At 61.4% G+C, this 24,742-nt stretch carries 24 protein-coding genes and 1 tRNA gene; 19 read left to right on the forward strand and 6 right to left on the reverse strand.

The window, feature by feature from the left end; translation table 11 throughout:
• The first annotated feature begins 105 nt into the window (after positions 1-105).
• The 13 genes from GRI58_RS02850 (at position 106) to GRI58_RS02910 (ending at position 13,566) form a co-directional block, all read left to right on the forward strand.
• Positions 106-303, forward strand: a complete 198-nt coding sequence (locus GRI58_RS02850) for a hypothetical protein (RefSeq protein WP_160752063.1) — start codon at positions 106-108, stop codon at positions 301-303.
• A 177-nt stretch (positions 304-480) separates the two neighbouring features.
• Positions 481-1,494: an SDR family oxidoreductase gene (locus GRI58_RS02855; protein WP_160752064.1), complete on the forward strand. Its 1,014-nt coding sequence runs from the start codon at positions 481-483 to the stop codon at positions 1,492-1,494.
• Entirely contained in the window at positions 1,491-3,293 is a 1,803-nt protein-coding gene (locus GRI58_RS02860) for a glycoside hydrolase family 15 protein (RefSeq protein ID WP_160752065.1), read from the forward strand. The genes GRI58_RS02855 and GRI58_RS02860 overlap by 4 nt, the downstream gene beginning before the upstream one ends.
• Positions 3,294-3,380: 87 nt before the next feature.
• Positions 3,381-4,265, forward strand: a complete 885-nt coding sequence (locus GRI58_RS02865) for an SMP-30/gluconolactonase/LRE family protein (protein ID WP_160752066.1) — start codon at positions 3,381-3,383, stop codon at positions 4,263-4,265.
• Between the two features lie 71 nt (positions 4,266-4,336).
• Complete coding sequence (locus GRI58_RS02870) at positions 4,337-6,121, forward strand: thiamine pyrophosphate-requiring protein (protein ID WP_160752067.1); 1,785 nt, start codon at positions 4,337-4,339, stop codon at positions 6,119-6,121.
• A 10-nt stretch (positions 6,122-6,131) separates the two neighbouring features.
• Positions 6,132-7,043 carry a hypothetical protein gene (locus GRI58_RS02875; RefSeq protein WP_237452057.1) on the forward strand — a complete coding sequence of 304 codons (912 nt, stop codon included), beginning with the start codon at positions 6,132-6,134 and terminating at the stop codon, positions 7,041-7,043.
• Positions 7,036-7,677: a gluconate 2-dehydrogenase subunit 3 family protein gene (locus tag GRI58_RS02880; RefSeq protein WP_202386762.1), complete on the forward strand. Its 642-nt coding sequence runs from the start codon at positions 7,036-7,038 to the stop codon at positions 7,675-7,677. Before GRI58_RS02875 ends, GRI58_RS02880 begins: the two co-directional genes overlap by 8 nt.
• Entirely contained in the window at positions 7,667-9,337 is a 1,671-nt protein-coding gene (locus GRI58_RS02885; RefSeq protein ID WP_160752068.1) for a GMC family oxidoreductase, read from the forward strand. Before GRI58_RS02880 ends, GRI58_RS02885 begins: the two co-directional genes overlap by 11 nt.
• Positions 9,325-10,905 carry an FAD-dependent oxidoreductase gene (locus GRI58_RS02890; protein ID WP_160752069.1) on the forward strand — a complete coding sequence of 527 codons (1,581 nt, stop codon included), beginning with the start codon at positions 9,325-9,327 and terminating at the stop codon, positions 10,903-10,905. The genes GRI58_RS02885 and GRI58_RS02890 overlap by 13 nt, the downstream gene beginning before the upstream one ends.
• Positions 10,902-11,405 (forward strand): DoxX family protein, encoded by a 504-nt coding sequence (locus GRI58_RS02895; RefSeq protein WP_160752070.1) that lies wholly within the window; start codon positions 10,902-10,904, stop codon positions 11,403-11,405. The genes GRI58_RS02890 and GRI58_RS02895 overlap by 4 nt, the downstream gene beginning before the upstream one ends.
• Positions 11,398-11,856, forward strand: coding sequence for a cupin domain-containing protein (locus tag GRI58_RS02900; RefSeq protein ID WP_160752071.1), 459 nt, complete (start codon positions 11,398-11,400; stop codon positions 11,854-11,856). Before GRI58_RS02895 ends, GRI58_RS02900 begins: the two co-directional genes overlap by 8 nt.
• A gap of 4 nt (positions 11,857-11,860) precedes the next feature.
• A complete protein-coding gene (locus tag GRI58_RS02905) occupies positions 11,861-12,763 on the forward strand; it encodes an SMP-30/gluconolactonase/LRE family protein (RefSeq protein ID WP_160752072.1) in 903 nt (300 codons plus the stop codon).
• A complete protein-coding gene (locus GRI58_RS02910) occupies positions 12,757-13,566 on the forward strand; it encodes a VOC family protein (RefSeq protein WP_160752073.1) in 810 nt (269 codons plus the stop codon). Before GRI58_RS02905 ends, GRI58_RS02910 begins: the two co-directional genes overlap by 7 nt.
• Before the next feature lie 607 nt (positions 13,567-14,173).
• Here GRI58_RS02910 and GRI58_RS02915 read toward each other — a convergent pair.
• The 5 genes from GRI58_RS02915 to GRI58_RS02935 form a co-directional block, all read right to left on the reverse strand.
• Positions 14,174-14,250, reverse strand: a tRNA-Met gene (locus GRI58_RS02915).
• Between the two features lie 69 nt (positions 14,251-14,319).
• Positions 14,320-14,829, reverse strand: a complete 510-nt coding sequence (locus tag GRI58_RS02920) for a 2'-5' RNA ligase family protein (RefSeq protein ID WP_160752074.1) — start codon at positions 14,827-14,829, stop codon at positions 14,320-14,322.
• A 26-nt stretch (positions 14,830-14,855) separates the two neighbouring features.
• The gene (mltG, locus tag GRI58_RS02925; RefSeq protein WP_160752075.1) at positions 14,856-15,824 is read right to left on the reverse strand and encodes an endolytic transglycosylase MltG; all 969 of its coding nucleotides are present in this window, start codon (positions 15,822-15,824) and stop codon (positions 14,856-14,858) included.
• A 1-nt stretch (position 15,825) separates the two neighbouring features.
• Complete coding sequence (gene fabF, locus GRI58_RS02930; RefSeq protein WP_160752076.1) at positions 15,826-17,085, reverse strand: beta-ketoacyl-ACP synthase II; 1,260 nt, start codon at positions 17,083-17,085, stop codon at positions 15,826-15,828.
• Positions 17,086-17,290: 205 nt separating this feature from the next.
• On the reverse strand, positions 17,291-17,530 hold the full coding sequence (locus GRI58_RS02935) for an acyl carrier protein (RefSeq protein ID WP_160752077.1): 240 nt from the start codon (positions 17,528-17,530) through the stop codon (positions 17,291-17,293).
• Between the two features lie 213 nt (positions 17,531-17,743).
• On the opposite strand from GRI58_RS02935, the gene GRI58_RS02940 reads away from it, so the two are divergent.
• Entirely contained in the window at positions 17,744-18,511 is a 768-nt protein-coding gene (locus tag GRI58_RS02940; protein ID WP_160752078.1) for a CsgG/HfaB family protein, read from the forward strand.
• Positions 18,512-18,565: 54 nt separating this feature from the next.
• Here GRI58_RS02940 and aspS read toward each other — a convergent pair whose 3' ends face one another.
• Complete coding sequence (gene aspS / locus GRI58_RS02945) at positions 18,566-20,362, reverse strand: aspartate--tRNA ligase (RefSeq protein ID WP_160752079.1); 1,797 nt, start codon at positions 20,360-20,362, stop codon at positions 18,566-18,568.
• Positions 20,363-20,523: 161 nt separating this feature from the next.
• Between aspS and rnd the strand changes: the two genes are divergently transcribed.
• From rnd to GRI58_RS02970, 5 genes are all read left to right on the forward strand, one after another.
• A complete protein-coding gene (rnd, locus tag GRI58_RS02950; protein ID WP_160752080.1) occupies positions 20,524-21,741 on the forward strand; it encodes a ribonuclease D in 1,218 nt (405 codons plus the stop codon).
• Between the two features lie 22 nt (positions 21,742-21,763).
• Positions 21,764-22,660, forward strand: coding sequence for a hydrogen peroxide-inducible genes activator (locus GRI58_RS02955; RefSeq protein WP_160752081.1), 897 nt, complete (start codon positions 21,764-21,766; stop codon positions 22,658-22,660).
• An 82-nt stretch (positions 22,661-22,742) separates the two neighbouring features.
• Positions 22,743-23,351, forward strand: coding sequence for a hypothetical protein (locus GRI58_RS02960; protein WP_160752082.1), 609 nt, complete (start codon positions 22,743-22,745; stop codon positions 23,349-23,351).
• Positions 23,351-23,560, forward strand: a complete 210-nt coding sequence (locus tag GRI58_RS02965) for a helix-turn-helix domain-containing protein (RefSeq protein WP_160752083.1) — start codon at positions 23,351-23,353, stop codon at positions 23,558-23,560. Before GRI58_RS02960 ends, GRI58_RS02965 begins: the two co-directional genes overlap by 1 nt.
• 47 nt (positions 23,561-23,607) lie before the next feature.
• The gene (locus GRI58_RS02970) at positions 23,608-24,480 is read left to right on the forward strand and encodes an aspartyl protease family protein (protein ID WP_160752084.1); all 873 of its coding nucleotides are present in this window, start codon (positions 23,608-23,610) and stop codon (positions 24,478-24,480) included.
• The last annotated feature ends 262 nt before the right edge of the window (positions 24,481-24,742 follow it).

Consider the following 24,742-nt stretch of genomic DNA (forward strand, 5'->3'; position numbering starts at 1 on the left):
TTGCGCAAATTGCAAAGCCGCAGGACGCGATGGACTCCAACAGGCGGAAGGCCAGCCGTCAATCCGGGATTTCGTCCTAAAGTCATGACCTTCAAGGAGGAGGTCATGTCCAGATTCAAGCTTCGACTGGAAGACGCTCAATCATCCAAGGTGAATGAAATCGAGTTTGGCGGAGATGATCCGCACGCTGCCTTTTCGATCATGGAACGCTCTGATGGAGGCAGGTCGGCGACCTTGTGGAAAGGCGAGCAATGCATCGGAAAGCTGCGCTATTCCAGCACCAAGATCTGGGAGATAACCTAGCACGACTATCGCCCCAGCATTCACCGCCACCAGTTTCAAATTCAACGATCTGGACTGCGTGAATCAAATACAGCGATGCTTTCGAGCCCCGGGGAACGATCGCCTTATCGGCTGCATTGGAAGGAAGAACCTCTTCGGGCTGCGATTTTTGCCCGGAGCAATCAAGGAGTTCTAGCAATGCGCCCAGATTCGAAGCCGCCAGTCGTTGTTGTGACCGGAGCATCGGCCGGCGTGGGACGTGCGGTAGTGCGCCGCTTTGCTAGGGACGGGGCGCACATCGCCCTGATCGCGCGCGGGAAGGAAGGCCTTGCCGCGGCGGCGCGTGAGGTGGAAGCCGCCGGGGGCAAGGCGCTGGTGCTGCCCTGCGACGTGGCCGACCACGCGGCGCTCGATGATGCCGCCAGCAAGGTCGAAGAGCAATTTGGCCCGATCGACATCTGGGTCAACGTCGCCTTCGCCGGGGTTCTAGCCCCGTTCCTCGACGTTGAACCGGAAGACTACAAGCGCGTCACCGAGGTGACCTATCTCGGGCAGATCAACGGCACCCGCGCGGCCCTGAAACGCATGGTGCCGCGCAATCGCGGCTCGGTCGTGCTCGTCGGCTCGGCGCTGGCCTATCGCGGGATACCGCTGCAATCGGCCTATTGCGGGTCCAAGCACGCGATCCAGGGATTTCACGATTCGATCCGGGCGGAGCTGTTTCATATGAAGAGTGACGTCCATGTTTCGATGGTCCAGCTGCCCGGCGTCAACACGCCGCAGTTCGACTGGATCAAGACGACGATGCCCAAAAAGCCCAAACCTGCCAGCCCGCCATATCAGCCCGAGGTGATCGCGCGCGCGATTCATTACGCTGCCCATCACCGTCGCAAGGCCATCTGGGTCGCCTATCCCACGGTCGAGGCGATCCTGGGCGATCGGGCTGCTTCCCCGCTGCTTGATCGTTATCTCGGGTGGACGGGATACAAGGGCCAGCAGGACAGCGAGCCGGTGGAGGCGGACCGCCAGAACAATCTGTGGTCCCCGGTCGAAGGGGACCGCGGGGCACGCGGGCGCTTCAATTCAACCGCCCGCGATTCCAGCTGGCAGCTGGCGCTGACGCTCAATCGCGGCAAGGTGATCGCCGGTGTCGCGGCGGGCGTGTTGGGCCTGGGCGCGTTGTTGCTGCGCCGGGGGAAATCGGCGGCATGACGAAGGACTGGCGCGCCGCGTCGATTGCCGGACACGCCATGCTGGCCGATGGCCGGACTGCAGCGCTGGTGTTCGAAGACGCCACTATCGATTGGCTGTGTCTGCCACGCTTCAACGGCGATGTCTGCTTTGCCGCATTGCTGGGCACGGGCGACAATGGCGGCTGGTGGATGTATCCCGAAGCACAAGTCACCGACCGTAGTCGCCGGTATCTGGGTGATTCTCTAGTTTTGGAAACGCTGTTCAGCACCGACGATGGACAGGTGGCGGTGATCGATTTCATGCCGCCTGATACCACCCGCCCAACCATCATCCGCATCGTCGAAGGGCGGCGCGGCACCGTGGCCATGCAGTCCAGCCTGCTGCCGCGTTTTTCCTATGGACAGACCCATCCCACCGTCGATTGCCGGACCCCGCGTGAGGCATTGGCGCTGGCGGGCGCGGACGCACTGGTCCTGCGGGCCGATTGCGACATCGATCACGATGATCGCGCGCTGATCAGCCGTTTCGAAGTGCGTGAAGGCGAACGCACATCCTTCGCGCTGAGCTGGTATCCCAGCAATGCAAGTCCGCCGCGCGAAATCGACCCATCGGCCATGCTGGAAGCCACGCGTGAGCAATGGCAGGGCTGGTCGGGCAAGACCGACTACTCAGGCTATGCCAAGGATAAAGTCGCACGCTCGCTGGTCGCGCTCAAAGGGCTGGTGTGCGAGGAGACCGGCGGCATCGTCGCTGCCGCCACGTCATCCCTTCCCGAACGCCCGGGCGGCGCGCGCAATTGGGACTATCGCTTCTGCTGGCTGCGCGATGCAGCGTTCACGCTCGTCGCCTTCCTGCGGACAGGACACGATGAAGAGGCCAAGGCCTGGATCGAATGGCTACGCCGCGCGCTGGCGGGTGAACCGATCGCAGTGCAACCCTTCTATGCCATCGACGGCAAGCGCCACACGGTCGAATGGGAGGCCGACTGGCTGCCCGGTTTCGGCGATGCGCGCCCGGTGCGGTTCGGCAATGGCGCTGCCGATCAGCTCCAGCTGGATATTTTCGGTGAGGTAATCGACACACTCTACCTCGCCGATCAGCACGGCATCGGCGGGGACGATACGCAGCTGGTTGCCGATCTGGCGCGGTGCCTGGAAGATATCTGGACCGAGCCCGACGCCGGGATCTGGGAAGGGCGCGGCGGGCCGCAGCAGCACACCTATTCCAACGCGATGTGCTGGGTCGCATTCGACCGCGCGGCAAAGATGCTGGCCGACATCTGCCCCGAAGACGCGCAGCGGTGGCACGATCTGGCCGGTGAGGTCCGTGCGCGCACGCTCGCCCACGGGTTTGACGAAAAGGTCGGCGCCTTTACGCGGGTGTTCGATAAGCCGGAACTGGATGCGTCGGTGCTGCGCCTGCCGCTGGTCGGGTTTATCGACGCAAACGATGATCGGATGCTACGCACGGTTGCCGCGCTTCAACGCGAGCTGACCGAAGACGGCTTGCTGTACCGCTATGCCAGCGAAAGTGTCGACGATGGCGTGGGTGGCGGCGAAGGCGCCTTCGTCGCGGTCAATTTCTGGCTCGTCGATGTGCTAGCCATGCAAGGGCGCCAGCACCATGCCGAAACATTGTTCGACCGTATGGCCGGTTTCGCCAATGACCTTGGGCTGCTGACCGAAGAGATCTGGGTCGAGGACAAACGTGCGATCGGCAATATTCCCCAGGCGCTCTCACATCTGGCGCTGGTCAACAGCGCGCTGGCCATCGATGCCGGGGGCACGCCGCCGCGCATCGATGAGCCTGACGGATAAACGGGCGCGCGGGCGATGCCAGCGGACAGCCGTAGGGCATCGCCAAGCGCTGCATACCTTCAAGAAATACGAAAAGGTGGATCCGCGATGTTATTCGAAACCGTCATCCCGCAACGGGCCACAATCGGCGAAAGTCCGTGCTGGGTAGCCGAAGAACGCTCGCTCTACTGGATGGATATCAAAAAGCCCGCGCTTCACCGTCTGGCAATCGACAGCGGAGAGCGGCACAGCTGGACCCTGACCAGCGACATCGGCGGATATGCCTTTATGGAGGATGGCGGCGTGTTGGTGGCGCTGCGTCGGGGATTGCATCGGCTGGACCGGGGCAGCGGCGATCTCGATCTTGTCGCGCCCCCTCCGTTCGATCCCGACAAGTTCCGTTTCAACGAGGGCGCCTGCGATTCCGCCGGACGGTTCTGGATCGGGGTGATGTACGATCCGATCGACGGGTCGGATGGGTGCGAGAAGGCGGACCTGCACAGTTTCACGCTGGATGGGGGTCTGCGATCAGAAGGCGAACCATCGGCACTGCACAATGGCATGGCCTGGACCGGCGATGGTGAGACATTCTATCTCAGCCACAGTTACGAGCGGAAAATTATCGCCTTCGATTACGAAGCCGAGGGCGGCAGGATTTCCAATCGCCGCGCGTTTGCAAGCCTGCCGGACGACGATGAGGGCATACCCGATGGATCCTCGCTCGACATCGAAGGGCGCTATTGGTGTGCCGATCATGGCGGCGGCCGACTGCGCGTCTTCCGCCCGGACGGATCGATCGAACGGGACATACCGCTGCCGATGAGCCAGCCCACCATGTGCGTGTTCGGCGGAGAGGATCTGAACGCGCTTTACATAACTTCGGCATCCGACGGAATGAGCGAGGCCGATCTGGCACGCGAACCGCTTGCCGGCGCGATGCTGCGGTTCGATCCCGGCACACGCGGGATTTCGAGGAATTACACAGTTCGGTGAAAAGCCGGGAACACTCGGCGCGTCCGATGGGTTCGATAAATACGCGAGGGGATAATTGATGGAGCTTCTTAATGGCCCAAAATGTCTCCGAATTCGTCTGGAAACGCCTCAAGGAATGGGGTCTCGATAGAGTTTACGGCTATCCCGGCGATGGTGTCGGCGGGCTCGACGTCGCGCTACAAAAAGCCAGCGATTTCATGCATTATGTGCAAGTCCGCCATGAAGAAATGGCGGCCTTTATGGCGTCTGCCCATGCCAAATTCACCGGACAGCCGGGCCTGTGCTATGCCACCAGCGGCCCGGGCGCGGTTCACCTGCTGACCGGGCTTTATGATGCGAAGCTCGACCATGTCCCAGTTGTTGCGATTTGCGGCCAGCAGGCCCGCACCGCACTGGGCGCGAGCTATCAGCAGGAAGTCGACCTGCAGAACCTGTTCTCCGATGTGACCGAATATGTGATCACCGCCACCGTGCCCGAACAGGTGCGCACCTGCATCGACCGCGCGGTCCGCATTGCGCAGGCCAAGCGTGCGGTGACCGCCGTGATCATCCCCAACGACTTGCAGGAACTCGCCTATGAAGACCCGCCGGTCGCGCACAGCGCCACCCATACCGGCGTGGGCTACCCTGGGAAGGCAGGAACGCCCGAACGCGCCGATCTGGAAAAGGCGGCCGAAATACTCAATTCGGGCAAGAAGGTCGCCATGCTGGTCGGTGCAGGTGCGCTGGGAGCGACCGACGAAGTTATCGCAGTGGCCGACAGACTCGGCGCCGGCTGTGCCAAGGCGTTGCTGGGCAAGGCCGTACTTCCCGACGATCTGCCGTGGGTAACCGGACAAATTGGCCTGCTTGGCACCAAGCCCAGTTGGGATCTGATGAAGGAATGCGACACCTTCCTGATGGTCGGCTCGGCATTCCCCTACAGCGAATTCCTGCCTGAGCCCGGCGATGCGCGCGGGGTGCAGATCGATATCGATGGCGCGAACCTGTCGCTACGCTATCCGATGGAATACAACCTTGTCGGCGATGCCAAGGAAACCCTCGCCGCACTGCTGCCGCTGCTGCGCCAGCAGGACGATCATAGCTGGCGTTACACAATCGCAAGCAATCTGTCCGATTGGTGGAAGCTGGTCGAAGACCGCGCGATGGTCGATGCCACGCCGATCAATCCACAGCGCATCTTCCACGAGCTGTCGCCCCTGCTGCCAGACGATGTGATCATGACCGGCGATTCAGGCTCGGTCGCCAACTGGTATGCGCGCGACATCAAGATGCGGCGCGGGATGATGGGTTCGCTGTCGGGCGGGCTGGCATCGCTGGGCGCGGCAACCCCCTATGCCGTGGCCGCCAAATTCGCTCATCCGCACCGCCCGGTGATCGGCTTCATCGGCGATGGGGCGATGCAGATGAACGGGCTTAATGTGATGATCACGGTGGGCAAATACTGGCGCGAATGGGCCGATCCACGGTTCATCATCATGGTGCTCAACAATGAAGACCTCAATCAGGTCACCTGGGAAGAGCGGGTCATGCTGGGCGAAGGGCGCACGCCGCTGACCCAGTCGGTGCCCAATTTCCCCTACGCCAAATATGCCGAACTGGTCGGGCTCGAAGGGTTCTATTGCGACGAACCCGACAAGATCGCCGATACTTGGAAGGCCGCGCTCGCCTGCGACAAGCCGTGTATCGTCGAATTCAAGTCAGATCCCGAAGTGCCGCCCTTGCCGCCGCATATCAGCCTGAAGGACGCGAAGAATTTCATGATGATGATGCGCAACGAGCCCGAGCGGGGCGAGGTGATCTACGACAGCCTGCGCCAGATGTTCTCGCGAGTGATTGGATCACACGATGACTAGGATTGCGCGTTTGATCGCAATCGCCGCAACCACTGCCCTCACACTTTCGAAAAAGCGCCAGTTGCAGCGGTCACCCGCGGCAACCGGGGCATTGGTGGGACAGTCGCGAACGATTGTGACCGCTGCCAGAAGGCTCAACCGCGCTTCTGGCATGATTGCCGGTTCGGTGCTGATCGACAGCGCGATGGAACATTATCGCGGCAATTTCAGCAATCGCGCGATGTGGACACCCCTTGCGACTGCGGCGATGACCATAGGAGCAAGCGCGCATGGTCTGGGCGATCGCCAGCACGGCGCGCATACAGTACGCGACACGATTTACAGCACGGCTGGGGCGGTCGGCCTGGTGGGCACCGCGTTCCATATCTACAACATCACCAAGCAGGTGGGCGGGCTGTCGTGGCAGAACCTGTTCTACGCCGCCCCCCTGGGCGCGCCGGCGGCAATTACCCTGTCCGGCATTACCGGCTTTCTGGCCGAACGTGTCCGCCACAACCGTCCAGGCACGCCCGAGCTGATCTTTGGCTATCCCGCCGGACAGGTGGTTGCAGGCGGAACCGCGCTGTCCTTGCTCGCCACCAGCGCCGAGGCTGGCCTGCTGCATTTTCGCGGCGCGTTTCACAACCCCGCTATGCTGCTGCCGGTGACGATGCCGCCCATTTCAGCGGCTCTTCTGCTGCGCGCGGCGTTGACCGGCAGTGCCGGCAGGATGACGACCTATTTCGTCGGCGCGACCGCCGCGATGGGCCTGGCCGGTGTGGTGTTCCACGCCTATGGCGTGTCGCGCAATAAAGGCGGGTTCAAGAACTGGCGACAGACCTTGTTCGCCGGACCGCCGTTGCCCGCCCCGCCATCGTTCACCGGACTGGCGCTGGCCGGTCTTTCCGCCCTGTCCCTGATCCGGAGAGCGCGCCGTGGCTGAAAAACCCAGCTTTCCCGGCTACGACACAATGGCGAGGCGCGACACGCAGTCGTGGAACGAGCCAACCCGGCAAGCCATCGATGCGCGGCTGTCCGTCCCGCGCGAACCGCGTTTCTTCACGGTCGAGGAATGGGATTGCGCCGATGCGCTGTGCCAGCTGATCATTCCCGGCGTGATCGATCCGCCATTGGTCGCATTGCTCGATGCGGCGCTGCACGATGGCGACGGACACGGGACGCGCACCCAGACGGTTCCCTATCGGCGCGAAGCGTGGCGGCAGGGCGTCAATGCGCTCGACAGCTGCGCGCGAGGATCGCACGGCAAACCGTTCGCGCAGCTTGGCAAGGACGATCAGTCCGCCTTGCTCGAAACCATCCAGCGCGGCGAACCGACTGCGGGGCAATGGGGCGCGATGGAGCCGCAGGATTTCTTCAAGCGCTGTGTGCTGGGCGACATACCGGCGCTGTTCTATTCCCTGCCGCAAGCGTGGAATGAGATCGGGTTCGGCGGGCCAGCGTCTCCGCGCGGCTATGTCCGGCTGGAGCTGGGCCATCGCGACCCGTGGGAGGCGGCCGAAGTCGGACCGGATGGCGACAGCGATACAGTAGAACGGAAGAACCGCCATGTGGTCTGATGCATTGAATGCACCGCGCGCGCGCGATGGCAAGGCGCCCGATGTCCTGCACCAGGGCGGCTGGGTGGAGATGCGCGAATATCGCGACACCGAAGAGGTCGACTTCGTCATCGTCGGAACCGGCGCTGGCGGCGGCACACTGGCTGCGCGTCTGGCGGAACAGGGGTTCTCCGTCGTGGCGATGGATGCCGGCGGCTGGTTCCGCCCGATCGAGGAATTCGCCTCCGACGAAACCGCGCAGGAAATGATCTACTGGAACGATCACCGCGTCACCGATGGTGCCAACCCGCTGACGATGGGCGGTAACAATTCGGGCAAGGCGATCGGCGGATCGACGGTACATTATGCGATGGTGGCGCTGCGTTTTCGGCCCGAATGGTTCAAGTCGCGCACGCTGCTGGGCTATGGCGCGGACTGGCCGATCGACTGGCGCGAGATGTGGCATTGGTATGCCGAGGCGGAAAGGCAGCTGAGCATCGCGGGGCCTTTGTCATATCCCTGGGGGCCGAAACGGGGCCGCTACCCCTTTCGCGCGCATGAGCTGAACGGCGCGGCCAAGCTGCTGGCCGAAGGAGCGCAGAAAACCGGCATCGAGTGGACCGAAACCCCGCTGGCCACGCTGTCTGCCCCCTACCGCGATGCCAATGGCACCAGCCCACCCTGCGTCTATCGCGGGTTCTGCCGCTTTGGTTGTTCGACCAATGCAAAGCGCTCCTCGCTCACCGTGTTCATCCCGCGCGCCTTGGCCGCAGGGGCGGAAGTGCGCGATCTTGCAATGGTGGGTAAAATCGAAACGGGGCCGGACGGGCGGGCCACGGGCGTCCATTATCATCGTGATGGCGAGTGGCGGTTCCAGAAGGCCAAGAACGTCATCGTCGCCGGTTATGCGGTGGAAACCCCGCGCCTGCTGCTCAATTCGGCAAACGATCGCTTTCCCGACGGGCTTGCCAATTCATCTGGCTTGGTCGGCAAGAACTTGATGACGCAGTCCAATTCCGCCGTCTGGGGCCGGATGGACACGCCCGTGCGCAGTTACAAGGGGCCGCCCAGCCTCGCGATCAGCGAACACTGGAATTACGACGACAACAACGATTTCCACGGGGGTTACCTGTGGCTGGGTCAGGGGCCGATGCCGATCGAATGGGCGGGCGTGCTGACCGGCGCGAAAGGCCTGTGGGGAGACGCGCTGCGCGAGGAGATGCGCGACTATAACCACATGGTCGGGGTCAAGATGGTCGGAGAGACGCTGCCCAACGAGGCGAACCGCGTGACCCTGGCCGACGATGTCGACCAATATGGCCTGAAGGTCGCGCGGATCACTTTCAGCTATGGCGACAATGACAAGGCGATGATCGACCACGCGTTGCAGCAGATGCGCGCATCGATCGATGCGGTCGATGCGAGCGACATCTTCGACCAGCCCGACGACAATTGCCATCTCGGCGGCACGATCCGCATGGGCGACGATCCCACCACCAGCGTGGTCAATGCCGATGGCCGCAGTTGGGATATTCCCAATCTGTGGGTCTGTGACGGGTCGCTGTTCCCCACCGTGGGCGGGGTGAACCCATCGCTCACGATCTATGCGCTCGCGCTGCGCATGGCCGACCGGATCGGCGAAATGAGCAAGCGAGGAGAGCTGTATCGATGCCGCATGTAACCACGCCACCCGCCCAGGACTGGGACCTGATCGTTATCGGCAGCGGGCCGGGCGGCGCCAGCCTTGCTCAGGCGATTGCACCGGGTGGCAAACGGATACTGATCCTAGAACGCGGCGATTATCTTCCGCGCGAAGAGGCCAATTGGGACCCGCACGCCGTGTTCGTCGAAGGGCGGTATCAGGCGCAGGAAGACTGGACCAACGCAAAGGGCGATACGCTCCATCCCCAGCTTCACAATTTTGTCGGCGGTAACTCCAAAGTCTATGGTGCCGCGCTGTTCCGCTTGCGCGAGCGGGACTTTGAGGAAGTCGCCCATAAGAACGGCGTCTCGCCCGCATGGCCGCTCAGCTATGCCGATTTCGAACCCTGGTACGCAAAAGCGGAAAAGCTGTTCCACGTTCATGGCGAGCGCGGCGAAGATAATACCGAGCCCCATGCCAGCGGCCCCTATCCCTATCCGGCAGTCTCCCATGAATCGCGGATAGCGCGGCTGGCCGACGAATTGCGCAGTCAGGGCCTCAACCCGTTCCACATTCCGCTGGGCATCCTGCTCGACGAAAAGGATGGCAAGCCGACCCCGACCAGCCCGTGCATCAAATGCAGCTATTTTGACGGCTTTCCCTGCCCGATGAATGGCAAGGCCGATGCGCAGGTGGTGTGCATCGACCCGATGCTCAAACTTCACGATAACGTCACCTTGTTCACCGGTGCGGAGGCGACTGCGCTCGAAACCGATGCCGCCGGCACAAAGGTCACGGCGGTTCATGTCGAGCATAAAGGACAGCGGCTGAAATTCACCGCGCCGGTCGTGGTGGTGGCGGGTGGCGCGCTTTCCAGTGCTCTGCTGCTGCTGCGCTCCGGCAGCCCGCAACATCCCAGCGGACTCGCCAACGGGTCGGGGCAATTGGGCCGCAACTATATGCGCCACAACATGAGCGTGCAGGTTGCCGTGTCGCACGAGGCGAACGACACCGTCTTCCAAAAGACACTGGCACTTTCGGACTGGTATTGGGGCGACGAGGATTATCCCTGGCCGATCGGCCTGATCCAGATGATGGCGACCAGCCACACCCCGCAATTGAAAGGCGAGAGTCTGCCGCAATGGCTAGAATGGCTGCCCGATTTGCCGTTCGACCAGATCAGCCGCCATTCGATGGATTTCTGGCTTCAGGCCGAAGACCTGCCACACCCGGAAAACCGGATCTATTACAAAGATGGCAAAGTTCATCTCGACCTTGTCCACACCGACAATGAACCGCTCGATCAACTGCAAAAGCGCCTCCACCGGACGCTGAACGCGGCGGCGCATCCATCGGTGATGCTCGAACGCTCGCTATATCTCGGCAAGCACATCCCGCTTAGCGGCACGGCGCACCAGTCGGGCACCGCGCGCTTTGGCGACGATCCGGCGACCAGCGTGCTCGACCGAGATTGCCGGGCGCATCAGCTCGACAATCTCTACGTTACCGATGCCAGCTTCTTCCCCTCGATCGGCGCGGTCAATCCGACGCTGACGATCATCGCCAACGCTTTGCGTGTGGCCGACATCGTAGGAGATCGCCTATGACCGCCGAAGCTTGGATAGAGCTGTTCGTACGTATCGGGCTGGTGATCCTGTTCTTCCCGTTCAGCGCGCTCGACAAGGTGATTTCCTTCGGTCACGCAGTGAAACAGGCGCAGGAAATGTTCCCCCGTGCGCTGGCGATCGTGATGATCCTCGTCGGCCTTGGCATCGAAATATTCGCCTCGCTCGGCGTGGTCACCGGTATCGCCGACCGGCTCGCGGCGCTGATCCTTGCCGGATACTGCGCGGCCACCGCCATGCTGTTCAAACGCTGGTGGGAGCCCGGCGATTTCTGGTCCGATCCCGATGGCAAGGCGCGCGGATTGTTCTGGGATTTCCTCAAGAACTTCTCGCTCGCAGCGGGTTTTCTGCTGATCGTGGTGGGAACGCAGGGGCAAGGATTCCACGCCTTCCTATCCGATCCGCTCGGCTCGAGCCACCCCTACGCAACCACTGCACCCGCCGCGCCCACCGCTTATTCTCTGGAGATTCCTCATGGCTGACGATGACGACAAAATGGGGCCGCGCCCCGAAGTCCCCTATTGGCACCTGTATGTCGATGAAGATGGGGTGAGCCACCAGAAACAGTGCCACCTCACCCATTACGAAAAAGCGGCGATGGGTGACGCCGATCCGCAATGGAACAATGAGCAGGAGGACGTGACCTCCACTGTGGTCTTCACCGAACAACCCGTAGGATGGGTCGGCGAATGGCACGAAAATCCCAAACCGCAATGGATCATGGTGATGTCCGGCCGCTGGTTCATCGAAAGCATGGACGGCACCCGCATCGAGCAGGGGCCGGGAGAATTCAGCCTGGGCGAAGATCAGGGCTGCACCGAGACCGACGGCAAGAACGGCCATCGGTCAGGTACGGTGGGCGATGAACCCTGCCGGTTGATGTGCGTGCAATTGCACCAGGACCCTGATCGCAGTCCCTGCCCGGACCGCTGACGCGATGGGCATCTGGACGATTATCGACGACCGCTTCCGTCCGCTGGTGCAAGGCAATGCGGAACTGGAGGTGCTGGGCGAAGGTTTCCGCTGGCTCGAAGGGCCGACATGGTTCGGCGATCACCATTGCCTGCTGTTCAGCGACATTCCCAACGACCGGATCATGCGTTGGTCCGAAAATGACGGCGTCAGCGTGTTCCGACAGCCCTCGGGATTTACCAACGGCCATGCGCGGGACCGACAGGGCCGGTTGATTTCATGCAGCCACCATGATCGCTGCATCACCCGAACCGAATATGACGGCAGCGTCACCGTGCTGGTCGACAGCCACGACGGCAAGCGCCTGAACGCGCCCAACGATGTCATCGTCAAATCCGATGGGACGATCTGGTTTTCAGACCCTGTCTATGGCCTGCAAAGCGATTTTGAAGGCGGCAAACAGGAGAGCGAACAACCAGCGCGCTTTTACCGCCTCGATCCCGAAAGCGGCCGGTTGGCGATTGCATCGGACGAATTCATCGGCCCCAACGGCCTTGCCTTCTCCCCCGATGAAAGCGTGCTCTACGCCGCCGAAACCGGCGATCAGTTCGCCGCCAGTCCCGATCGGGCAATCTACCGTATGGGAATCGGGAAGAGCGGCTTGCCCGGCAAACGCGAGAAATTCGCCACCGTCTCCCCGGGTTATTGCGATGGGTTCAAGATCGATATCGATGGTAATATCTGGTCGAGTGCTGGCGACGGTGTCCATGTGTTTGCGCCCGATGGGGCGCTGATCGGCAAAGTCGAAACGGGTTGCACTATCTCCAACCTCTGCTTCGGTGACCGCAATAACGCGCGGCTGTTCATGGCAGCGGGTCAACGGCTTCTGTCGATCTTCACCAACACACGCGGCATCAATCCATGCTGAAGCTGCTTGCCATCCGCGCGATCCGTCTCGTCAGCCAGGATGGTGAGCGGTTGGCGCGCTTTTATGCCGGTATCGGGTTCACGATCTGCAGTGTGCAGAATATTCCGGCTGAAGACATGGCCCGGCTCGGGCTAGAGGGTGGCGGGATGCGCTGGTCACTCTCACTGGGCGAGCAGCGGGTAGAAATCGACGAATACGAGCGATCTGGCGCCCCCTATCCCGAGAGCGCAGACGCCGCCGCCCCCTGTTTCCAACATTTCGCTATCGTGACCACGCGGATAGCTGAAGATTGGCGGAGAGCGATCTCCTTCGGCGCGACTCAAATCAGCAGCGGGGGTCCGGTGCGCTTGCCCGCCAGCAGCGGCGGCGTTACCGCTGGCAAATTCCGCGACCCCGACGGCCATCCGCTCGAACTGTTGGCATTTCCCGAACCGGCGGAACACGGTTGGAACGGCGAGGGTACGCTCGGTATCGATCATAGTGCGATCAGCGTAATCGATCTGGCGAAGACCATGCGTTTTTTCGAGGACCGGGGCCTGATCCGCCACAAGGGTTCGCACAATTATGGGCCCGAACAGGACTCGTTGGATGGATTGCGCGGTGCTGACGCTGAGGTGCGACCGCTTGCACCTGCATCCGCACCGCCTCACCTCGAGCTACTCGCCTACAATCGCTCGTCAGCCGGAGATCCATTTCACGGCTCAGCAAACGACGTCGCGAGCACGCGGATCGTGTGGAAAGCCGATGGCGAGAGCGAGCCTTTCCGCGATCCTTCCGGTCACTGGCACGAAATTGTCAGATGAAATTCGGGCGGGTAACGACCCGCAGTATCAAATTTGGAAAATACACAAACGGTCAAGCCACTCTGCTAGCCCAGCCCGCGTACGGACAAAATTATCTCTAATACGAGGGTATGTTTGCGATTGCCATTTGCGTAATGAATAGCGGTGGCCCAATGGCCGAAGTTCGGCGGAAAGCCGACAAGTCATCCAATCGTCCGGAATGACCTCTTTCCGCAATTCACTCCCCCTCAAATCCGCCGTTCCGGGCTGTCCGACACTGCTGAGATTTCCGTGAGCCCCTTTGTCGCACTCACATTCTGGTCAATATTGGGTTCTTTACGAAACTTTCCGCGAGAAATATCAAAGAGAAATCACACGAAATTTAATGATTTTACATCAGAAATTTTACACATTCGCCTCGCCCCCTCTGCGGGCATGGAGCGATTTCGGGGCTCCGAGAAGTACCCCAAAAAAATCCCCACTCGCCCGCTGGCTGCACACCGAACATAGTGGGAGCATAAAGACACACGAAGTCCTGCAACACGACTGAAATGTACGGATTTCTAACGCTTCCAGCATCTCTCCCAGATACAAGCGGAACCGTGCGGATGCATGTGGACGTTGAAAATGGTAGCGGAGGAGGGACTTGAACCCCCGACACGCGGATTATGATTCCGCTGCTCTAACCAGCTGAGCTACTCCGCCACAAGGGCTGGCCATGGATACAATCCCAGGCCGGGCAGGCGGCGCGTTTACGGCGGCGGAAGCACTTGGTCAACCGCGAAAGGGAAACCGCTTAACGAGTTCCCATGGGCCGCCTAGATAGCGATGCAATGTCAGTCCCCGGAAGAAGAAATTGCGCGGCCGGATCGTGGATCCGAGCGATTGCTGCAAAGCCTTCGCCAACACCGGTTCGACCTTGTTCTGGATCGTGACATGAAGCCTTGGGCTAGCCTGGTCCTGCGCGGTCAACATCCCATGGCAATGCTCTGCAACCTGCTGTCGGAGAAAGAGAAGTTTCGAACTCGAAAGTTTAAGCGCGGTGCCGCGACCCAGACTCATGACCCCTTCCATTCGCGCGAGCACAGGCGCGGTTTCACCACAAATCCGCGAGAGGTAGCGCAGCAGTTCCGCCTCCATTTGCGGAGCAAGCGCGTGGAACAGCGTCACATGCGCTTCCAGATAATTGCGCTCGGGCGGGAAATGTTCGGCCCGTAGCCGGGTTGCCCAGCCATGCAGGTCGCGTGGCAGTTCGGCAGTCAGGATCAGCGGAGCATTCTGCACAGTCTCTCACGCAGCCCCGGGCTGCGCTACTCGCCTCTCGCGCGGCGAATGGCACGCCATTTCGCGACATTGCGATTGTGCTCCTCTAGCGTGTCGGAGAACACGTGCCCCCCAGTGCCATCGGCGACATAATAAAGTGCCTTGGTCGGTGCGGGGTCGAGCACGGCGAGGATGCTCTCACGTCCAGGGTTGGTAATCGGCCCCGGAGGAAGGCCAGCCACCGCGCGAGTGTTGTAGGGATTGGGGTCACGCAGTTCCGATTCGCGAATCATTCGCCCCAACGGCTTGCCCTTGGTGATCGGATAGATCGTTGTGGCGTCTGCGCCCAGCATCATCCCGATGCGCAGCCTGTTGGAAAGCACGCCGGCGACCATGCGTCGCTCCCCCGCCTTGCCGGTCTCTTTCTCGACGATCGAAGCCAAGGTCACGGCTTGTTCGGGCGTCGTGACCACTGTCGTCGGTTTACGCTGCGGCCAAGCGACGGAGAGAAATTTTGTCATCGCATCCTGCATCCGCTTCACTACGGATGCACGCGTATCGCCGCGCTGGTAGGCATAGCTGTCGGGTAGTATGCTGCCTTCTGCAGGGATCGCGATCTTTCCGGTCAGCAGCGGCTCCGCCATCAGCCTTTCATAGACCATGACCGAGGGCATTCCTTCCGGGATCGTGACCAGTCGCCTGATCGGCTTGCCGTGCTGCAATTGGTCGAGGATGCCCGCTTCGCTGGCGTGCCTCGGCAGCTTGAAGTCGCCGGCTTGCACCGGGTCGTGCGAACCCAGCAGCTTGGCGCGAATCAGGAAGTCCCGCGAGGAACCGATCGCACCGGCCTTGCTCAAATCACCCGCCACCGATGTCAGTGTCGAACCGTCACGAACCGTGAATTCATGCGCGGACTGCAAAGGGCCACCCCGCCACCAGCCACCGACCAGCCACAGCAGCGCCATGACCGCGATGAACGCCGGTATGGCCACGAGGACGCGGCCGCTAAGGCGCATCTCAGTCGACTTTCTTCATGACCAGCGAGGCATTGGTGCCACCGAACCCGAAGCTGTTGTTGAGCACGGCGTTGACCTCGCGCTTCTTCGCTGTGTGGGGAACAAGATCGACACCCTCTGTTCCTTCGTCGGGATCATCGAGGTTCAGCGTGGGCGGGACGATCTGATCGCGAATCGCCAGAATGCAGAAGATGCTTTCGACGGCGCCAGCCCCACCGAGCAAATGCCCGATAGCCGACTTTGTGCTGCTCATCGAAGCCCCGCACAGATCATCGCCGAACACGCGCTTGGCCGCTGCCAGTTCGATGGTATCGGCCATCGTGCTGGTGCCGTGCGCGTTGATATAATCGATATCGCAAGGCTCCAATCCAGCCTTGCGAAGCGCCATCCGCATCGACAGTTCTGCCCCGCGCCCTTCGGGATGCGGCGCAGTCACGTGATAGGCGTCGCCCGACAGACCATAGCCGACCACTTCGGCATAAATCTTCGCACCGCGTGCCTTGGCGTGCTCATATTCTTCGAGCACGACCACACCCGCGCCCTCGCCCATGACGAATCCGCCACGGTTCTTGTCGTAGGGACGGCTCGCCTTCTCGGGCGTGTCGTTCATGCTGGTGTTGAGTGCGCGCGCCTGCGCGAAACCTGCGATACCCAGCGGGTTCACGGTCGATTCGGAGCCTCCCGCCAGCATGATGTCCGCATCATCGTCGCGAATCATGCGCGCGGCATCGCCGATCGAATGCGCACCGGTGGAACATGCGGTGACGACCGCGTGGTTCGGACCCATCAGGCCATAGCGGATCGACACCTGCCCGCTGATAAGATTGATGATCCGACCATGCACGAAGTGCGGGCTGACCCGGCCGGGACCGCGTTCGTGGAGGTTCACCGATTCATACTCGATGCCCGGCAAGCCGCCGATGCCCGCACCGATCGACACGCCTGCGCGTTCGCGCGTGGCCTCGTCCATCTCGGTCAGGCCCGCGTCCTCGATCGCCTGCCCTGCGGCATCGAGACCGTAGACGATGAACGGATCGACCTGCCGCTGGATCTTCGGATCGACGCGCTTATCTGCATCGAATCCCCATTCGTGGTCCTTGTCCTTTACCTCGCAGGCGATGGTCGCCTTCTGGTTGGACGCATCGAAGCGCGTGATCTGTCCCGCGCCGCTTTTTCCGGCGATCAGATTCGCCCAGGAAGTTTCCACATCTCCGCCAAGCGGGGTGACGAGACCGAGACCGGTTACGACCACACGACGCATTCACTACTCTCCAATCAAATGTGCGGCGCTGGAGGCCGCCGATGTCATTTCACCCAGAAACGCAAGCCCTGTAACCTACAAACGACTACAGGCCCAACCCATTGGGGCTGAGCCTGTCGAAGTCCCGTGATTTTTCCAAGCCATGGCAAGGAAAAACGCAGCCCTTCGACCTGCATCAGGCGAACGGGCTCACAATGGCAGCGCGTTAGCCCCGGTGTTCGTCGATGTAGCTCGTCGCATCGCCAACAGTGGTGATCTTCTCGGCTGCATCATCGTCGGGGATTTCGACACCGAATTCTTCCTCGAAAGCCATCACCAGCTCGACGATGTCGAGGCTGTCCGCACCCAGATCATCAATAAAGCTTGCATCGGGCGTCACCTTCTCGGCTTCGACGCCAAGATGTTCGACAACAATCTTCTGCACGCGTTCGGCAGTATCGCTCATATGTATTCCCTCTTGGACTGGGTTTGGAATCTTGCCTTTCGCCCTACTGAACGCTGCGAGTGCTGGCAAGTCCCGCAACTTACATCACGCGACGAACGTGTCGTCTGGACGGATTCAACTGGTTTGGTATGCAGGGAATCAACGGGCTCGCACGTATGCGGGGTATCGCAAAAGCGAACCTTGGCCATCGTGAGGTGAAGAGGGGATATCACCATGAACCGTTCGCGATTCTTCGCATTATTAGCCGCTGCAACCTTGCTTGCTCCCATACCAGCCGTTGCTAAGGACCGCTCATCCGGTCGTCAGGCCCAGGATCGTGGAACCGCCGAGATTCCGCGCTGCACCCGCAATCTGGGGACCGTCGCGATTGTTGAGCCCGACAATCAATGGTGGCGACAGCTCAGTCTGGGAAGCCCGGAAGCCATCCTGCGGGTCTTTGTGCAAAGATCCGGCTGCTTTACGCTGGTTAATCGCGGTCGCTCGATGCAGAACCGCGCGATGGAGCGTGCGCTCGCCGAACAAGGCGAGCTCCAGCAGGGGTCCAACCTCGGGCGCGGCCAAGTCAAGGCTGCGGACTACTTCCTCCAGCCCGATATCGTCACGACCAATCGTAACAGCGGCGGCGGCGGACTTGGTGCGGCGATGGGCGGCCTTCTCGGCAGCCGGTTACTCGGCGGGATCGCCGGAGGGCTGAACATCAAGAAGAAGGAAGCCAATGTCACCCTGTCGATCGTCAATGCGCGCACGACGGTCGAGGAAGCGCTGGTTGAAGGTTACGCCCGCAAGAAGGACATTTCCTTCGGCGGCGGGGCTGGCGGCGGCTGGTGGTCCGGATTTGGAGCGGCAGCTGGCGGCGGATACCAGAACACCGAGATCGGGCAGGTGATCGTGCTCGCCTACCTTGACGCCTATATCAAGCTGGTGACCCAACTGGGCGGCTTGCCAGCGGATGCCGCCGAGGCGGCTCCGCAGGCAGACTGACCTGCCGCGATTGTCGTCCCGCCGCTGCGCTTAGGCGGCGGCGGGATCGCTTTATCAATCGGCGTTCTTCGTCTCTGCCTTGGGCGCTTCGATCGTGCGGATGTGCACATCGCGCAGCTGGCGCGGGCCAACTGCGCTGGGTGCGCCCATCATCAGGTCCTGCGCGCGCTGGTTGAGCGGGAAGGCGATGACCTCGCGGATATTGGGCTCGTCTGCGAGCAGCATCACGATCCGGTCGATCCCGGGCGCAGAGCCTCCGTGTGGTGGCGCACCGAGCTTGAAAGCTTCGATCATGCCGGAGAAATTCGCATCGACGTCGGCTTTGGAATAGCCGGCGATCTCGAACGCCTTGTACATGATTTCGGGCTTGTGATTCCGGATCGCACCCGAGGACAGCTCATAGCCGTTGCAGACGATGTCGTACTGCCAAGCCTTGATTTCGAGCGGGTCCTGATTCTCCAGCGCTTCCATCTCGCCCTGCGGCATCGAGAAGGGATTGTGGCTGAAGTCGACCTTCTTGGCGTCCTCGTCATATTCGAACATCGGGAAGTCGACGATCCAGCAGAATTTGAAGCAGCCCTGCTCGATCAGGCCCAGTTCCTCGCCAACGCGCGTGCGCGCGGCACCGGCGAGCTTGGCGGCGTCCTTTTCCTTGCCCGCGGCAAAGAACAGCCCGTCATTCTCGCCAAGTCCCAGCTCGGCATAGAGCTTCTCCATGCCTTCGGTGCCGTGATTCTTGGCGATCGGGCCGCCGAACTCACCGCCCTTGCGGGTGACATAGCCAAGCCCGGCGAAGCCTTCGCGGCGCGCCCAGTCATTCATCTCGTCGAAGAACTTGCGGCTCTTTTCATGCGTGTTGGGCGCCGGGATCACCCGCACCCGGCCACCACCGCCGACGATCTTCTCAAACAGGCCGAAACCGGACTTTTCGAAGTGATGGGTAACGTCCGAAATAATCAACGGGTTGCGCAGGTCCGGCTTGTCGCTGCCATATTTCAGCATCGCTTCGGCATAGGGGATGCGCGGGAAGGTGCCCGCCGGGGTCACGCTCTTGCTGTTCGCGAACTCCTCGAACACGCCGGCCAGAACCGGCTCGATCGCCTGGAACACGTCTTCCTGTGTGACAAAGCTCATCTCGAAGTCGAGCTGGTAGAATTCTGGGGAACGGTCGGCGCGCAGATCCTCGTCGCGAAAACATGGTGCAATCTGGAAATAACGGTCGAACCCGGCCACCATCAGCAACTGCTTGAACATCTGCGGCGCCTGCGGAAGCGCATAGAACCGACCCGGATGCAGGCGACTGGGGACCAGATAGTCGCGCGCACCTTCGGGGCTGGAGGCGCCCAGGATCGGGGTCTGGAATTCGGTGAATCCCTGATCGGTCATGCGGCGGCGGATGGACGTGATGACCTGGCTGCGCAGGACAATGTTCTTGTGCACACGTTCGCGCCGCAGATCGACGAAGCGATATTTGAGACGCGTCTCCTCCGGATAATCCTCCGCCGAATTGACGATCAGCGGCAATTCCTCGGCCCGGCTCTGCACCGTGCATTCACGCGCGAACACCTCGATCCCGCCAGTCGGCAAATTGGCATTCACCGCTTCCGGGGCACGCGCCTTGACCGTCCCTTCGATCGTGACGACCGATTCGAGCTTCAACCGATCGAGCACCGGCAAAGCCTCGCTATCGCTGTCGGCAACGATCTGGGTGATGCCGTAGTGATCGCGCAGATCGACGAACAGCACACCGCCATGGTCGCGCTTGTTATGCACCCAGCCCGAGAGGCGGACGGTTTCGCCGACGTTGTCCTGCGAAAGCTGTGCGCAGGTGTGGGTACGATAGTCGTGCATCTAAACTCTTTCCAATTTCGGGGCTATGAGGCAAGGCGTGTGCATAGCGCAGGCATTTGCCATCGGCTCGCGCGCGCTAACAGGCCAAGCTTGCCCTTTTGTCAAGGCGCGGGCGATGCCGGGGGCGGCACTCCGCCCGAACGCGAACAAAAGAAAAGACTATGCAAATCCATGAGTTGATTACCGATACCGACACATTGAGCGCCTTGTGCGAGCGGCTCGCCAAATCGGATTTCGTGACGGTTGATACCGAATTCATGCGCGAGAACACCTATTGGCCGGAACTTTGCCTGGTGCAAATCGCCAATGACAAGGAAGCCGCCGCGATCGATCCGCTGGCTCCGAATATCGATCTGGCGCCACTGCTTGATCTGCTGGTCGACAATGAAGACGTGCTCAAGGTGTTCCACGCCGGGGGGCAGGATGTCGAAATCATCTACAACCTCACCGGCAAGACCCCGCATCCTATATTCGACACCCAGATCGCGATGATGGCGATCAGCCAGTCCGAGCAGATCGGCTACGCCAACCTTGTCGAAAGCTGGCTCGGCTTCACCGTCGACAAAGGTGCGCGCTTCACCGACTGGAGCCGCCGCCCGCTGACCGACCGGCAGATCGAATATGCCATCGGCGATGTCACCCACCTGTCCAACATCTTCCCACGCATCCTCAAGAAACTGATCAAGACCGGGCGCGGCGGGTGGCTCGATGCAGAGATGGAAAAGCTCGCCGAACCGGCGAATTATGCCAATGATCCCGGTCTGTCGTGGAAGCGCATTCGCTCGCCGGGGCGCAATCCGGCAGTGCTCGGACGCCTGAAAGCGCTGGCTGCGTGGCGCGAGGGAGAGGCCCAGCACAAGAACATTCCTCGCGGGCGGATTATGCGGGACGAAACGCTGGCCGATATCGCCAGCCACCCGCCCAAGGCACAGGGCGATCTGGCCAAGGTGCGCGGCCTGTCCAACTCCTGGCGGGACAATGACATCGGCAAGCGGCTGATGAAGGTGCTCGAAAAGGCCGAACCGCTGCCCAAAGACGAAATGCCGGTGAAGCCCAAGCCCGGCGCCCCGCTGGGCAAGGAAGGCGCGCTGGTGGCCGATTTGCTCAAGCTGCTGCTCAAGATCCGCGCGCGAGAGATCGACGTTGCCGCGCGGCTGCTGACCCGCTCGGATGAAATGGAAGCGCTGGCCGCCGGTACGCGCAAGCTCCCGGTGCTCGAAGGCTGGCGCTATGAGGTGTTCGGCCGTGACGCGCTCGATCTCGTCGAAGGCAAGCTGGCGTTCGCGGTCAAGGATGGGCGGCTGCTCATGACCCATATCGACGACATGGAGGCCGACCTGCGCGCCACCGCAAACCCAACCGCCGAAGCGGCGGAATAGCGGCGCGAGAGGGGCGCAAAACATGTCGACGTATTTGCCGACGCTCAAGCAGCTGCAATATCTCGTGGCGCTGCACGAGCATGGGCATTTCGGGCGCGCCGCGGACGCAAGCTTCGTTTCGCAGTCGACGCTCTCTGCGGGGATCCGTGAGCTTGAATCACTGCTTGGCGTGACTCTGGTCGAGCGCAGTCGCCGGGTCGTGCGGTTTACGGCCCTTGGCAACCAGGTGGTCGCCAAGGCGCATCGCATCCTGCGCGAGGCGGAGGAACTGGCCGATCTGGTGCAGGCCGCAGGCAAGCCATTGGCGGGCGAGCTGTCGATGAGCGTCATCCCGACCATCGCACCGTTCCTGCTGCCGCGCATCCTTCCAAGACTGCGACGCGAACGTCCCGAATTGAAGCTGTTCCTGCGCGAGGAGACCAGCCAGGACGCGGTCGAATCGCTGCACCACGGGCGCGCCGATTGCGTGCTGCTGGCCCTCCCCTTCGACACCGGCGAGGTCGAGATGGCGCATATCTCCGACGACCGGCTGTTCGTGGCCTTCCCCGCCAACGATCCGCGCGATCCGCCGGGAGAGGTGCCGCCGAGCATGATCGAAGAAGGGCGGCTGCTGCTGCTGGAGGACGGGCATTGCCTGCGCGACCACGCGCTGGCCGCCTGCAATCGCCCCGAACTGCGCGCCAGCGCGACGATGATCGGCACCAGCCTGCACACGCTGGTGCAAATGGTCGATGGTGGGCTGGGACTGACAATGTTGCCCGAAATGGCACTCGACGCGGGGATACTGACCGGCACCAAAGTGGTCGCCCGGCCACTGAAGGCGAAGCATGCCAGCCGCGAGATCGCGCTGATCTGGCGCAAGAACTCCCCCCGAAGGGAAGATTTCGAACTGCTCGCGGAGGAACTTCGGGCCGGATAACATCGTAAAGCATAAAATAATTATTGTAGATCGATAATTTTGCGATTAGTGCTCCCTTCCGATTCGGCAAGGAGGCATATTGGTGGCCAGCCCAGATTCCAGCAGCAAACATATAGCCGCGCGGCTTGCGCCCAGCCCTGCCCTTGCGCGGCGGGGGCGGCTTTATTTCGTTGTCGCCTGCACCCTAATGCTGGCGATGGCGTCGGTCGCCGTCGTGCAGGTGCTGTTGATCCTGCTCCGCGCGGGCGATGTCGCGGGAATGCTTAATGGCGGATTTGCCTTCGTGCTGCCTGGTGGCGCGGTGGGAGAAACACCATCCACCTTCATCGCCATAAATCGTTTTGCAGTGTGGCAATCGACGCTCGCTGCAGGATTGCTGATATTGCGTTTGCTGCCCGGACTGGTGTTGCTCGCGAGTCTGATCGGGCTGTTCCATCAGCTCTCGCTCGGTGTGGTGTTCGACGCACGTAATGCCCTGCTCCTGCGGCGGATAGCTTGGGCGCTGATCGCCTATGCGCTGGTCCCGTTCCTCACCCATGCCGCGCTCTATGCTGCCAACATGAGCCCGGTGGCGATCAAGCCGGAACTACGCCAGTTGGACGCGTTGGTGCTGGGTATCCTTATGCTCTCGCTGGTCCATATCCTCGCATTCGGAAACGCGATCGAACAGGATCGGGACGGGTTCGTCTGATGGCGATCACCGTGCGGCTCGACGTAATGCTCGCCCGGCGCAAGATGCGTTCGAAGGAGTTGGCGCAGGCGATCGGGATTACCGAAGCCAATCTGTCGCTGCTCAAATCCGGCAAGGTAAAAGGCATGCGTTTCGAAACCCTGGACGCAATCTGCGAGGTGCTCGACTGCCAGCCGGGCGATCTGCTCGAGTTCGAGCGTGATCCGTGACCGGCCGGGTACGCACCACCTGACACGATTTCCAAAGGAGAATTCCCATGCGTCGATTTACGGCGATTGCCCTCGGCTGCGCGCTGTTGGGCGCTCAGGCTGCATCGACCGTCCCGCTGACCCCGGCGGGCAACGGCCATCTGGTCGCCCCCGTATTCGTCAACGGCAAGGGCACGCTGCCCTTTGTCATCGATACCGGTGCTGATGGGTCCTATGTCTATGAATGGTTCGCTCGCCAACAAGGTCTTACAAAGGGTGAACCAATGAGGGTCAAGGGGATGACCGGTGCGGCGATGATGAACCGCTATCGCATTGAAAGCCTTTCGGTCGACGGACGGACCATCCGCAATGTCGAGGCGCTGGGCCTGCCCGACCGCATGGATGCCGAGATTGAGGCTGGGGTTATCGGCAACGATCTGATGGACGGGGCGCTGGTCGCATTTGACTTTCCCTGCCGAAAGATCAGCGTGACGCCCAAACCGGTGTCGATCAACACCATGCTGAACTCGCATGCTGCAATGGTGGAGGGAAAGCCAGTGCCCGATGGTACGCAGCTCGCCTTCACGGTCAACGTCAACGGGGTGCGCGGGACCGCTATCCTCGACACCGGATCGCGCGGGACCGAAATCAACCTGGTCTTTGCGCAGAAGGCAGGAATTAAATTGGGCGGCAAGGGCGATGCGCTCTATGGCGCAGCTGGGCACAAGTTAGACACGCACGCGGCGACCATAGAACGCCTGTCTTTCGCCGGGCACACAGAACAGGATGTCGCCATCAAGGTCGCCGACTTGCCGATTTTCGCATCCTTCGGTCTTGGTGACAAACCCGCCATGATCTTCGGCATGAACGCAATGGCGAGCTTTCGGCTGCTTTACGATCACGAAAGGCGCCGTTTCTGGTTCGACCGCTCTAGCTGTTAGGAACCGACCTGCGCAGTCCTAAAATCTGGAACAGATGGAACACGGTCCTGAAGCAAGAAAATTATGCCAGCTCAAGGGCCGCGCCCTGACGTTGTCGGAGTTTACTGAGCCCGATCATCGTCATCCAGCGCTGCTGGCACGGGTCGTAACGTGTAGGACAGCAAATTGTCGAACAGGTGGATTCGATCGATCAGCTAACTACATTCTATTGCGTCATTCATGGAAGCGCGCAGCGTTTTCAATGTATCCTCAAGCGGGGAGT

Origin of the sequence: Qipengyuania algicida, from assembly GCF_009828025.1 — a bacterium.
Taxonomy (GTDB): Bacteria; Pseudomonadota; Alphaproteobacteria; order Sphingomonadales; family Sphingomonadaceae; genus Qipengyuania; species Qipengyuania algicida.

Excerpts from the sequence above, each read along its gene's own strand:
- GRI58_RS02955 (WP_160752081.1), top strand. The coding sequence starts at position 21,764 with ATGTCGACGTATTTGCCGACGCTCAAGCAGCTGCAATATCTCGTGGCG.
- GRI58_RS02895 (WP_160752070.1), top strand. The coding sequence starts at position 10,902 with ATGACCGCCGAAGCTTGGATAGAGCTGTTCGTACGTATCGGGCTGGTG.
- mltG (WP_160752075.1), bottom strand. The coding sequence starts at position 15,824 with ATGCGCCTTAGCGGCCGCGTCCTCGTGGCCATACCGGCGTTCATCGCG.
- aspS (WP_160752079.1), bottom strand. The coding sequence starts at position 20,362 with ATGCACGACTATCGTACCCACACCTGCGCACAGCTTTCGCAGGACAAC.
- GRI58_RS02890 (WP_160752069.1), top strand. The coding sequence starts at position 9,325 with ATGCCGCATGTAACCACGCCACCCGCCCAGGACTGGGACCTGATCGTT.
- GRI58_RS02865 (WP_160752066.1), top strand. The coding sequence starts at position 3,381 with ATGTTATTCGAAACCGTCATCCCGCAACGGGCCACAATCGGCGAAAGT.
- GRI58_RS02940 (WP_160752078.1), top strand. The coding sequence starts at position 17,744 with ATGAACCGTTCGCGATTCTTCGCATTATTAGCCGCTGCAACCTTGCTT.
- GRI58_RS02935 (WP_160752077.1), bottom strand. The coding sequence starts at position 17,530 with ATGAGCGATACTGCCGAACGCGTGCAGAAGATTGTTGTCGAACATCTT.
- GRI58_RS02970 (WP_160752084.1), top strand. The coding sequence starts at position 23,608 with ATGCGTCGATTTACGGCGATTGCCCTCGGCTGCGCGCTGTTGGGCGCT.
- GRI58_RS02965 (WP_160752083.1), top strand. The coding sequence starts at position 23,351 with ATGGCGATCACCGTGCGGCTCGACGTAATGCTCGCCCGGCGCAAGATG.
- GRI58_RS02900 (WP_160752071.1), top strand. The coding sequence starts at position 11,398 with ATGGCTGACGATGACGACAAAATGGGGCCGCGCCCCGAAGTCCCCTAT.
- GRI58_RS02860 (WP_160752065.1), top strand. The coding sequence starts at position 1,491 with ATGACGAAGGACTGGCGCGCCGCGTCGATTGCCGGACACGCCATGCTG.
- GRI58_RS02910 (WP_160752073.1), top strand. The coding sequence starts at position 12,757 with ATGCTGAAGCTGCTTGCCATCCGCGCGATCCGTCTCGTCAGCCAGGAT.
- GRI58_RS02905 (WP_160752072.1), top strand. The coding sequence starts at position 11,861 with ATGGGCATCTGGACGATTATCGACGACCGCTTCCGTCCGCTGGTGCAA.
- rnd (WP_160752080.1), top strand. The coding sequence starts at position 20,524 with ATGCAAATCCATGAGTTGATTACCGATACCGACACATTGAGCGCCTTG.
- GRI58_RS02850 (WP_160752063.1), top strand. The coding sequence starts at position 106 with ATGTCCAGATTCAAGCTTCGACTGGAAGACGCTCAATCATCCAAGGTG.
- GRI58_RS02870 (WP_160752067.1), top strand. The coding sequence starts at position 4,337 with ATGGCCCAAAATGTCTCCGAATTCGTCTGGAAACGCCTCAAGGAATGG.
- fabF (WP_160752076.1), bottom strand. The coding sequence starts at position 17,085 with ATGCGTCGTGTGGTCGTAACCGGTCTCGGTCTCGTCACCCCGCTTGGC.
- GRI58_RS02855 (WP_160752064.1), top strand. The coding sequence starts at position 481 with ATGCGCCCAGATTCGAAGCCGCCAGTCGTTGTTGTGACCGGAGCATCG.
- GRI58_RS02885 (WP_160752068.1), top strand. The coding sequence starts at position 7,667 with ATGTGGTCTGATGCATTGAATGCACCGCGCGCGCGCGATGGCAAGGCG.